The organism is Noviherbaspirillum sp., assembly GCF_035944575.1.
GTDB lineage: Bacteria > Pseudomonadota > Gammaproteobacteria > Burkholderiales > Burkholderiaceae_D > Noviherbaspirillum.
Genome location: NZ_DASZBA010000027.1, coordinates 1 through 11577, shown reverse-complemented (window position 1 = coordinate 11577; position 11577 = coordinate 1). Strand labels below are relative to the sequence as shown.

The following is an 11577-nucleotide window of genomic DNA, read 5'->3' as shown; positions in this document are numbered from 1 at the left end:
ATCGATGCGCAGGGCACGCGGATCGTCCTGCGGGTGATGGACAACGGCATCGGCATGGCGCCGGAGTTGCAGCCTCGTGTATTCGATCTGTTTACCCAGGCCGACCGTAGCGCCGACCGGGCGCAGGGTGGCCTGGGTGTCGGACTTGCGCTGGTAAAAAGCCTGGTGGAATTGCATGGCGGAGAGGTGCGGTGCAGCAGCGACGGCATCGGCAAGGGAAGCGAATTCGTCGTGACGCTGCCGCGGCTGCCGGAAGGGCAGGCGATCGGCGGACAGCGGCCCCTTCGTCAACTCGGAAAGACGGAAAAACCATTGCGGATTCTGGTGGTCGACGACAATGCCGATGCTGCGACGATGCTTGCGTTGTACCTGAACGCAGTGGGTCATGAGGTCATGGTGGAACACACGTCCGGCAATGCGCTGGCGCGGGCTGCGGCCACACCGCTGGATGTCTGCATACTGGACATCGGCCTGCCCGAGATGGATGGCTACGAGCTGGCCTTGCGGTTGAGAGCGCAGGAGTGCACTTCGCATATCAAGTTATTCGCCGTCACCGGTTACGGGCAGGAGCAGGACAGGCAGAAAGGGAAAGAAGCAGGCTTCGATCATCATTTCGTCAAGCCTGTCGATACCGCGAAACTTGCGTCCCTGCTGGCGGAAATAGCGCCCGGCGCGTCGGCGTAGCGGCTTGCGACAAGCAAGGTTTGTCGCAAGCCTGCGTTCCACGGCATAGGGAAGTCGGACGTCGTCCGCCCCTGGTTCCGGAAGCGTCGCCCGTATGCCCCGGCGTGCTTACTCGATTGTTACGCCCGCCTGCTTGACCACATCCTTCATGCTGCGGTGATCATTCTGAAGCAGTGTTGAAAACCTCTCCGGCGTCATCGCCTGAGGTTCCGCGCCTTGAGCGTAAATCGCCTTCTTCATTTCCGGATTGTCGAGCAGCTTGTTCACCTCCGCATTGACCCGTGCGACCACATCCTTCGGCGCGCCGGCGGGCATGAAAAAGCCATACCAGGTGCTGACGTCGAAACCCTTGTATCCCGCTTCCGCCACGGTGGGCACGTCCGGCAGCGATGTGCTGCGCTTGGCCGAGGTGACGGCAAGAGCGCGCAATTTGCCGGCCTTGATCTGGCTCAAGGCCGACGGAACCGAAGACAATGCCAGGTCCACGGTGCCGCTCATCACATCGACGAGGGCGGGGCTCGACCCTTTGTATGGAACATGCACGAGCTTGATGCCGGCGGCGGTGTTGAGCGCTTCCCCGGCGAGATGAATGGTCGTGCCGTTGCCCGGCGAACCGTACGGTATCGTCCCGGGCGCGGCGCGCGCGGCGCTCACGACGTCGGCGAGCGTCCTGTATTTGGAATTGACGGCGGTGACGATCACCACCGGCGTGTATGCCACGTGTGCCACGGCGGTGAAGTCCTTGAGCGGATCGTAGGAAAGGTTCTTGTACAGCCATGGCGCAACGGCCATGTTGTCCTTCTGCCCCATCAGCATGGTATAGCCGGTGGGCGCCGCCTTTGCTGCTTCGCCGACGCCGATGGTGCCGCCGGCGCCGCCGCGGTTTTCCGCGACGATGGTCCACTTGTTCGCCTCGGCAAGCCTGGTGGCGACCAGGCGGGACAGGATGTCGGTGCCGCCGCCCGGCGGGAACGGGATGATGAGCCTCACCGGATCCGAGGGCCAGGTCTGCGAATGACCCGCAACGGCCGTGCAGGCAAGCGCGACGGAGACGAATACCTTCTTCATCAGGATGCGTCGTGGAGAATTCTTCGGGTAAGCAATGTTCGGGACGGTGGTATGCATGGGATAGTCGGAATTAAAAAACGATGCGGGTAGGATGCGGCCCACGGAAAATGAAAGCCCGCAGGCAGCCGTCCGTTGGAAAAAGAACCATTTTAATGGCAGCCATCGACATCCACACCGGAGCCCTTATGTGCCGATCCTGCCGATTTATTGCACTTTCGGTAAAGCATGCATTGTCATAAGCGCACGCTGCATGCCGATCCTGTCAAAACGTTGCACTTCTTTTCTTGCCGGTTTTGCGTTCGAAAAATATACTGTTCACACATACAGCATTTCCGTCAGCCAATGTCTGAACTCATTCGTCTCGGCGAGCTTCCCACGCTCGTACCTGTTATCTGGCCCATCAAGCCGACCGCCAAACCGGCAGACAACGCCCATTTCCTCGCAAAACGCCCGGCCGGCCTTCCGTCGCACGCCGCCGATTACGTCGAATCGGGACTGGATCTGAATGAGTACCTGGTAAAGCACCGTGTATCGACCTTCATATTCGACGTGTGCGGCGAATCGATGCGCCATGCCGGCATCTTCGACGGCGACAAGGTCGTCGTGGATCGCTCGGCGCAAGCGGAACACGGCGCCATCGTCGTCGTGGTGCTCAACGGTGAATACAGCATCAAGCGCTTGCACGCGCTCGGCGATGGCGTGGAACTGCGCGCGGCGAATCCCGGCTATCCGCCGATTTTCGTCAGGGAGGGTGAAGAGCTCGTGATCTTTGGTGTCGTGGTCGGCGTCGTCAGGAAGTTACAGACTTGACTGGTCTGTCGCACTTGTAAGCTAAGAGCAATAAGGAAGCGCGATTGTCTGTGCAGCAATCCGGGTGGATTTTGAACGCTCCGGCAATGCAAGGCTATTGCTTGCGAAGGAGCCGGGCTAAAGAAAGGTTGATTCCTGCCGTTACCTTTCAATTGATTCCACTTACTCCCCAAGGCTTACCATGTTCCAGAACTTATCCATCAAAGCACGCCTCATCGGCGTGCTTTGTTTTTTGTCGCTGCAACTGATCGTCGGCGCGTTGATCGGGTTGGGAAATCTCAGCGTTGCGAACGATTCCATGAGGTCGATGTACGACGACCGGCTGGTGCCCCTGGGACAGCTGGACCAGATCGTGCGCCTGCTGGACCGGAATGGAATGCTGATTGCCAAGGCCGTTACGAAAGAGCCGACGGAAGCGGCAAAGTTGATGGATGAGGTGGAGGACAATGCCCGCAAGGTATCGGGCATCTGGGATGCGTACATGGCGACCTACCTGACGCCGGAAGAGAAAAATATTGCAAAGCGCTTTGCCGAAGCCCGCACCAGGTTTGTCGCCTCCGGGCTGATGCCTACCGTGGCGGCCGTGCGGGCGCAGGATGCCAGGCTGGCGACCGAAATCCTGCACGGACCAATGGAGAAACTGTTTGAACCGGTCCGCAAGGGGATCGACGACCTGATCCGAATCCAGCTGGATACTGCCAGGACCGAGTTTGAACGTAGCCGAAGCACCTATGTGCTGGTCCGTAACACCTGCATTACCGCGCTGATCCTGGGTTTGTTCCTTGCCGCCGCGGTCGGGTACTGGCTGCTGCGCGCTATCGCGCGTCCCTTGCACCAGGCTATCGCACTCGCCGACGGCATTGCGGCGGGCGACCTGACGCAGTCGTTTCCCCGTCCGTCGAGAAATGAAATGGGCCACTTGCTGTCATCCCTGAAGAACATGAACGACAGCCTGGTAAAGATCGTCACGCAGGTGCGTTCCGGTACCGACACGATTGCCACGGCATCGGGCCAGATCGCCGCCGGCAACCATGATCTGTCTTCCCGCACGGAGCAGCAGGCCAGTTCACTGGAAGAGACGGCATCGTCCATGGAAGAGCTGACTTCCACAGTCAGGCAGAACGCGGACAATGCATACCAGGCCAATACGCTGGCCGTCTCCGCATCTGATGTGGCGGGCAAGGGCGGCGCCGTCGTGTCGGAAGTGGTCCATACGATGGAAGCCATCAACGACGCATCCCGCAAGATCGTCGACATCATCGGCGTCATCGATGGTATCGCGTTCCAGACCAACATCCTTGCATTGAACGCGGCGGTGGAAGCGGCGCGTGCCGGCGAACAGGGACGGGGATTTGCGGTGGTCGCATCGGAAGTGCGCGTTCTTGCGCAGCGCTCCGCCAACGCGGCAAAGGAAATCAAGGCGCTCATCAACGACTCCGTCGACCAGATTGCCACCGGTGCGAAGCTTGTCGACCAGGCAGGCAGCACGATGCAGGAAATCGTCGACAGCGTCAGGCGCGTGAGCGACATCGTAAGCGAGATCACGGCGGCATCGAAAGAGCAGACCGCCGGCATCGAGCAGATCAATCAGGCGATTTCACAAATGGACCAGGTGACGCAGCAAAACGCTTCGCTGGTGGAAGAGGCGGCCGCCGCATCGGAATCGATGCAGAATGAAGCGAAAAGACTGGCGGAGACCGTCGCGGTGTTCAAGGTCCATCACAGCGAGCAAAACCGGGCAGTGCCGGTGGCCAGGGCGGTACCGGCCCCTGCTGCGAAGTCAGCCGTGAGGGCCATCCCGAAACCTGTTGCAGCCAGGAGTTCGCACCACTCCAAGGATGAGTGGGAAGAGTTTTAAACCGGGAGGATGCCCCGCCAATGACATGGCTGCAGCGGAGGCGATGCACCGCTGCAAAACCCGGCAAGGGATGCGTGCCTTCTGCATTTTCCAGCGCCTCCCTTGCTTCATCTTCCAGGTGGACGATCGTTATGTATGGTTCCCGACAGAAGGGGCCGCTGTGGTGAAAGCAGGTCCATGCATCTTTCTCGTTTCATTGCCGGCGCTTGTTCCTGATGACGATGAACGCGTAGTGAATTAGAGACAAGCGCATTCAAAAGTCCGATCAATCCTGCTAATGCCTCCCGATTGTCCATCCATTACTTGCATTGATGAAATGCGGGCTTAAGATTGCATACAAGAAATAGAACAGGCGTTCCCGAAACCGTCTGCCGACACCCGAAGAGGGCAAGCCGCCACGTACATGCCGGAATGCCGCAGCACGTTTGACATCCGATCGATCTATAAGACAAAAACATCAATGAGCAATGTAAAGCATGGCCGTTCCGAGGCGGCAATCGCGCTGAACCTGAAATCGATCAAGGTGGTGGCGGTAAGCTGGGTGGCAGACGCGCTTCTTCTGGCTCTGCTTGCCTGGCTGGCGGGAACGCCGCCCGGCGTGCCGCTCATTTACCTGGCCATCGGCCTGGGCTATAGCGCGGTGACCTACATTATGATCAGGTCGCGCTATGCCGAGCGCTTCGCCGATCCCACGCTCTCCTTTCCCAGCCTGATCATCGGCGTGTCAAACCAGTGCCTCGGGCTGTGGCTGGCGCCGGAAATCGGTTTCTTCTTCCTGTTCAACATCTTCCAGGTATTCGCCTATGGCCTGTTCACGCTGAACGTGCGCCAGTTCGGCGGACTCCTGCTCATCACGCTTGCATGGATCGTCGCACCGATCCTGCAAACCGGACATGTCATCTCCTTTCCGATCGATTCGACCGCCGGCAAGGTGCTGTTCCTCATCTCGTTTTTCGTCTGCCTCGGACGTTTTGTCTGGGTCGGGGTCTACGTTGGCGGACTGAGGGACCGGATCACCGCGAAAAATGCCGCGCTCGCCGACAAGAACGCCGCATTGAGCGAGAGCGAAGCAAGGTTCCGGGCGCTGACCGAATTGTCGTCGGACTGGTATTGGGAACAGGACGAGAATTACGCCTTCACCCGCATGGAATCCGGCACGGAAAGCACGGCCTTGCCGCCCGAATCGATATTGGGCAGACGGCTGTGGGAGTGCGGCTACCGGGTGGAATTTCCCGGCGGCTGGGAAGCGTTCATCGAGCTGACCTCAAAACATCAGAGTTACCGCGATGTCGTCATCAGTTATGTCGCCCAGGACGGACAGGAATATTTCGTCAGCCTGAGCGGCGGCCCGAAAACGAACAAGGCAGGGGCCTTCGCCGGCTACCGCGGCGTGGCGCGGGAGATCACCGAAAAGCGCCGGGCGGACAACCGCATCCAGTATCTCGCCACCCATGACGGATTGACCGGCCTGCCGAACCGCACGATGTTTACGCAGCTCGTCGCCAGCGCGCTGGAGACATCGCGACGCTATAGCCGCACCTTCGCGGTTCTGTTCATCGACCTCGACCGCTTCAAGCTGATCAACGATACGCTTGGACACGAGGCGGGCGACGATCTGCTGAAGGAAATAGCCTCCCGGTTCAAGCAGGAACTGCGCGCCAGCGATATCGTCGCGCGGCTCGGCGGCGATGAATTCGTCGTGCTGCTGCATGAGATTCCGGACCGCCAGCATGCCGAGGCCGTGGCCGGGAAGCTGCTGGCGGCTGCGGCCAGGCCGGTGCCGCTGGCGGGGCAGGAATGCCGCGTATCGGCCAGCATCGGCATTGCCCTGTTCCCGACCGATGCCGACGATGTCCAAACCCTGCTCAAGAACGCCGACGGCGCGATGTACCTGGCCAAGGAGGAAGGAAAGAACAATTTCCAGTTCTACTCGTCCGACATGCGCTCGCAGGCGGTGGAGCGCCTGAGCCTGGAAAACGAATTGCGGCATGCGCTCGCGCGCGGCGAGTTCGACGTCCACTATCAGGCCAAGCGCGACCTGCGCACCAATGCGATTTCCGGTGTCGAAGCACTGCTGCGCTGGAACAATCCGAACCTCGGTTCGGTTCCGCCGGTGCAGTTCATTCATGTGGCGGAAGACACCGGGCTGATCATCCCGATCGGGAAATGGGTACTGCGGACGGCATGCGAGCAGAACATGAAATGGCAGCAGGCCGGATTGCCGCCCATCTGTATGTCCGTGAATTTGTCGGTCCGTCAGTTCGCCGACGACAGGCTGATCGACGATATTTCCGCGATCCTCGTTGAAACCGGCATGGCGCCATCACTGCTGGAACTGGAAATCACCGAGGGCATGGTCATTCACAATCCGACCCGCGTACTTCATACCCTGCAGGCGATCAAACATCTGGGCGTACGCATCGCCATTGACGATTTCGGCACCGGCTATCTGCATTTGAGCAAGCTGCAGGACCTGCCGATCGATACGCTCAAGGTCGACCGGTCCTTCATCCGGGACCTCGGCACCAAGCCGGAGGGGAGGGCGATCACCGAAGCGATCATCTCCATGTCGCGGTCCTTTCACATGGATGTCATCGCCGAGGGCGTGGAGACGGAAGAGCAGGAGATTTTCCTGCGCCAGAACGGATGTGACCATGTGCAAGGCTTTTATATAAGCAAGCCTGTGCCGCAGGAACAGTTCGCGTCCTTCCTGCTCAAGCAGAATGCGCTGCTGGCGCAGGAGTCCTGAGCGGGCCCTGTCACGGACCGCCGCCTGTTCCCTGCAGGTGGCATCCCGGTTGATGTCACACCGCTTCGCGAGAAGCGGCAACCGCGGATGTCGATGTGCGGGAAGCATCGAGCTTGAACACATTTACCACCCGCGCCAGCTGGGTCGCCTGATCCTGCATCGATGCCGACGCCGCGGTCGCCTGCTCCACCAGCGCCGCATTCTGCTGTGTCACCTGGTCCATCTGCGCGATGGCGATGTTCACCTGTTGGATGCCGGAAGTCTGCTCCCGGCTGGCCGACGTGATCTCGGCAATGATGTCGGTAACACGCTTGACGCATTCCACGATGTTCGTCATGGTTGTGCCCGCCTGATCGACCAGCCTGCTGCCGTTTTCCACTTTTTCCACCGACGCATCGATCAATGCCTTGATCTCTTTGGCCGCCGCGGCGCTGCGTTGCGCAAGGTTGCGGACTTCGGAAGCCACGACGGCAAATCCCCGGCCCTGTTCGCCCGCGCGGGCCGCTTCCACCGCCGCATTGAGCGCCAGGATATTGGTCTGGAAAGCGATGCCGTCGATCACGGCAATGATGTCGACCACTTTCTTCGACGATTCGTTGATCGCACCCATGGTATCGACGACCTGGGCGATGACCTGTCCGCCTTCGCTTGCCACATCCGCCGCGGATACCGCGAGCGTATTTGCCTGCTGCGCGTTGGCGGCGTTCTGCTTGACGGTGGAGGTCAGCTGTTCCATCGATGTGGCGGTTTCGCCCAGTGAGCTGGCCTGCTGCTCGGTACGGGAAGAGAGGTCCTGGTTGCCGGCGGCGATCTGCGTCGAACCGGTGGCGATCTGGTCGGTGCCGGAGCGAACCTCGGTCACAATACGGGCAAGGTTCTCGTTCATTTCCTTCAATGCCTGCATCAGCTGGCCAGTTTCATCCTGGGACGTTATTTCGATATGCCCGGTCAGGTCGCCGGTCGTCACGCGCCTGGCGAATTTGACGGCTTCGCCGAGTGGCTTGGTGATGCTGCGTGCCAGCAGGATGGAGAGCGCCACGCCGACGGCCAGGGCAATGGCGGAAACGGCAATCAGCAGGTTACGCGAGGTGTTGATGATCCCATGTACGGCCAGAGTGGCATCATCCATTTCCTTCTCGGCATGGCGGATCACGACATCCATATCCTGCACGATCTGACGCCGCAGCGGACTGCATTCATTGACGAGAAAATCTCCGAACTCCGCCACTTGCATTGCTTCGCGAAATTTTCGCGGGCGATTCAACTCTTCCGCCATCCGGGTCAAGCCTTGGCTGACCTTGGCGAAGTCGGCGTCTCCGGCGTAATGCGGTGCCAGGGTCTTCAACGCATCCATGAAGATGGCTTTTTGCTGGTCGACGATATCGAGCTCCCGCTTCGCCTCGTCCATGCTGGTAAAAATATAGGCATTGCGTGCCGCGATACCGCTCTGCGCCAGCGCTTCCCGCGCGACATACAACGGCTGCAGGCGTTCCGCGATCACCTGATCTTCATGCACCACCTTGGCATCGATGCCGAGCATGCGGAAAATCGAAAACGCCGATAGCGCCAATATCATCGTCAATAATATGCTGAAGCCCAGGGCGAGGCGTGCGCCGATCGTGATGTCTTGTAGTTTCATTATTTCTATTGGGAGTAAGTGATGTCAGGCGGAGGGCCGTGCTGTGCCGATGCGATATGCGGACATCGTTAACACCAGATGAAGGTTTTTGTCATTGATTAGCATGCGGCAGCAGGAAAGTTGGTGCACGCCAACAATACTAGCGACACCATCATGCTCGATCTATGGAAAATTCTGGATTGATAGAATAAGTTGCTCAAGTGCAACGGTTTACGAGGATCGATGCTTCGGCAGGTTGGGAGAATTTCCATTTTTTCCCATGAATATGGGAATGCTGATTTCGCCGGCGGGATGGCTGGGACTTTGCAAAATCGCTGTTGCATCGTCTTTTCAACGAAGTGACAGGGGCGACGCTTTTCTGCTTGCGTAGCCGGAGCGCAGTCCATCATATATGCGCAAGTTCAAAATCCGGGACCGCTACATCAATACACTACAGTCTGTATTACCACCTGCCTTGTTTCCATTTATCCATACGCCGATGCCTGGTGCCGGCGTGAATTTCAGGAGAAGCGTTTCATGTCATCCCTTTCCATCAATTCCACTCTCGGTGATCTGCTCGACAACGAAGCAAGCAAGGCCATTCTCGAAAAACATCTTCCCGGCATCTCGACTCATCCCCAGATTTCCATGGGAAGGGGTTTTCCGTTGAAGACGGTTGCCGGTTTCTCCGGCGGCCTCATCACCAACGATGCGCTCGAGAAGGTCGATGCCGATCTCAAGACCCTGGGTTGATCGATTGACTTTCTCACCTGGCCCGATGTGGTATCGGATCGGGTCAGGCTCGCGCGGATGCAATATTCGCAGGCCGATTTCACGCCTGGAAAATCCTCCAGGCAAACAGGGGATCTTTCGTAAGCGCTGTTCCGACGATGAATCCGAAGACGGTCAGTGCCAGAAGCAGGCATAGGAATCGAACCGGCTTCTGTTTTCCGTACTTCAACGCGACCGATCCAAGAACGATGTAGCCGACGAGCGCGCCTACCTTGGCGGTCAGCCATGGTTGAACAAACGGATACTGTCCGCTCCAGAATACAAGCGTCAATGCGCTGAGCAGCAATATCGAATCGATCAGATGAGGAAGGGTTTTCACCCATCGCCTGGAGAGTAAAGGCGACTCCGTGACCATCCAGATGCCGCGTAAAAGAAAGAAGCCGCCGCTCAGGGCGGCGCACGTTATATGCAAGTGTTTGATCAGTAGATAGTTCATCGTTTGTTTCGGCGCATTGTGCTGTGCTGCTGGATTCACGGGAAAATCAATCCGGGCGTTACCTGCGGCCCTGTCGTTGCAAACAGCATCAGCCTGCGGAACGAGCGACCGGCGTCCAACATTTATCACAATCCGATGCGTCACGCACTTTCGCGCGGAAAGTGCGGACCTTCCCGAAGCACATAAGAATAAAGCGAATGCAAAACAATCCGTCGACTCCTTCAGGAAGCATCCACGTGATCAGCGCGCTTATCCTGGCAATAGGGCTGGGCGCATTCTTCGTCCACGTGTTCGCATTCCGGGACTATACGATGGACGATTCCTTCATCACCTTTCGTTATGCCCGAAACTTTATCGATGGCTTCGGGCTCGTATTCAATCCGCAGGATGCCGGCGAGCCGACCGAAGGACTGACCAGTCCGCTGTACGCCATACTTCTGGCGCTCATGAGCCTGTCCGGGGTGTCGTTCACGCTGATTGCCAAGGCGCTCGGCGCGGCGGCGTGTCTCCTTGCCGCCGTGCTGATCGGCAGGATCGTCTTCGGCGTTCATCGACACCTGGCGGATACGAACCATGGCGTTTCGCATCTCGCGGCCGCCGGTGCGGCGGCCTATTTTCTGGCGGACCAGTATGTCGCGGTCAACGCCGTGTCCGGCATGGAGACCGCGTGCTCGGCGCTTGCATTCGCTTACTTCCTTTATCTTGTCTGGCAAACCCGGTCCGGCCAGGCAACCGCGGGCCGGTCCATCGGGATCGGCGTCATCGCGACGATCGTGCCGATGCTCCGGCCGGAGATGGCGGCGGTGGTGATCGTCTTCTTCGCCTGCCTTGCAAGCCTGAACCCGCCGTCGCGCCGATCCATCCTCACGGCGGCGCTCACCTTTCTCATTCTCGGTACGCTTTACTTCGCCGCGCGCTACCTGTATTACGGGTTGCCGTTTCCATTGCCTTTTTATGTCAAGCAGGGCGATCACGGCCTGATGGGCATGATCGAGATCGAGCGATTCGCAAAGCATATGCCGCTCATGCTGATCGGCTCGGTCGCACTGTTTGCATGCCTGATTGTCAGGCGGCGCAGCGAGCGCAGCTTTGCGGCGGATTTTCTGATCGCGCTGTTTGCCGCCGTTGCACTTCAGATCGGCTATTACGCAACGATCAAGCACATCATGGGCCTTGGCCTTCGATATTTTCAGCCCATCATCATCGGTCTGATCATCCTGGGATTTTCATCCCTTGCCTGCATTAAAGGGAGACGTTCGCCTTCCGCCATTGCGTGGACGCTGCGCGCAGTCGCGGCCGGCATCCTTGTCGTCGCATCGGTCCAGGCGGTGCGCATCAAGGATGCGCATGACTGGTTGATCAAGGGATATGAGCCGGTCGGGCGGCGCGTGGTGGATATCGGCATAACCATGAAGGCCGTGGCCGATGGTGAAGCATTCACGATGGCTGTCTTCGATTGCGGTGCGATTCCTTACCATGCCGAATTCCAGACAATCGATCTGGCCGGCTTGAACAACAAGGCCATCGCCCTCGGCGGGGTCGGGGAGGCATCCATTCGGGAA

9 protein-coding genes are annotated in these 11577 nt (G+C 58.8%); 6 read left to right on the top strand and 3 right to left on the bottom strand.

Features of this window, described 5'->3' with window-relative positions:
* Positions 1 to 684, top strand: a 684-nt coding sequence (locus tag VGU61_RS01645; RefSeq protein WP_326857352.1) for a response regulator, incomplete at its 5' end; no start/stop codon positions are given.
* 108 nt (positions 685 to 792) lie between these two features.
* Here VGU61_RS01645 and VGU61_RS01640 read toward each other — a convergent pair.
* A complete protein-coding gene (locus VGU61_RS01640) occupies positions 793 to 1809 on the bottom strand; it encodes a Bug family tripartite tricarboxylate transporter substrate binding protein (RefSeq protein WP_414691579.1) in 1017 nt (338 codons plus the stop codon).
* Between the two features lie 285 nt (positions 1810 to 2094).
* Here VGU61_RS01640 and VGU61_RS01635 point away from each other — a divergent pair, with 285 nt between their 5' ends.
* The 3 genes from VGU61_RS01635 to VGU61_RS01625 all read left to right on the top strand — a co-directional run bounded on the left by VGU61_RS01635 (position 2095) and on the right by VGU61_RS01625 (position 7169).
* Positions 2095 to 2562, top strand: a complete 468-nt coding sequence (locus tag VGU61_RS01635; protein WP_326857351.1) for a translesion error-prone DNA polymerase V autoproteolytic subunit — start codon at positions 2095 to 2097, stop codon at positions 2560 to 2562.
* A 181-nt stretch (positions 2563 to 2743) separates the two neighbouring features.
* Positions 2744 to 4420: a methyl-accepting chemotaxis protein gene (locus tag VGU61_RS01630; RefSeq protein ID WP_326857350.1), complete on the top strand. Its 1677-nt coding sequence runs from the start codon at positions 2744 to 2746 to the stop codon at positions 4418 to 4420.
* A gap of 460 nt (positions 4421 to 4880) precedes the next feature.
* Positions 4881 to 7169 carry a putative bifunctional diguanylate cyclase/phosphodiesterase gene (locus tag VGU61_RS01625; protein ID WP_326857349.1) on the top strand — a complete coding sequence of 763 codons (2289 nt, stop codon included), beginning with the start codon at positions 4881 to 4883 and terminating at the stop codon, positions 7167 to 7169.
* A gap of 55 nt (positions 7170 to 7224) precedes the next feature.
* On the opposite strand, the gene VGU61_RS01620 is transcribed toward VGU61_RS01625, so the two are convergent.
* Positions 7225 to 8808 (bottom strand): methyl-accepting chemotaxis protein, encoded by a 1584-nt coding sequence (locus VGU61_RS01620; RefSeq protein WP_326857348.1) that lies wholly within the window; start codon positions 8806 to 8808, stop codon positions 7225 to 7227.
* A 516-nt stretch (positions 8809 to 9324) separates the two neighbouring features.
* On the opposite strand from VGU61_RS01620, the gene VGU61_RS01615 reads away from it, so the two are divergent.
* Positions 9325 to 9540: a hypothetical protein gene (locus tag VGU61_RS01615; RefSeq protein WP_326857347.1), complete on the top strand. Its 216-nt coding sequence runs from the start codon at positions 9325 to 9327 to the stop codon at positions 9538 to 9540.
* Positions 9541 to 9619: 79 nt separating this feature from the next.
* Here VGU61_RS01615 and VGU61_RS01610 read toward each other — a convergent pair whose 3' ends face one another.
* A complete protein-coding gene (locus tag VGU61_RS01610; RefSeq protein WP_326857346.1) occupies positions 9620 to 10015 on the bottom strand; it encodes a SirB2 family protein in 396 nt (131 codons plus the stop codon).
* Positions 10016 to 10212: 197 nt separating this feature from the next.
* On the opposite strand from VGU61_RS01610, the gene VGU61_RS01605 reads away from it, so the two are divergent.
* Positions 10213 to 11577: hypothetical protein (locus VGU61_RS01605; protein WP_326857345.1), on the top strand; the 1365-nt coding region annotated here is incomplete at its 3' end.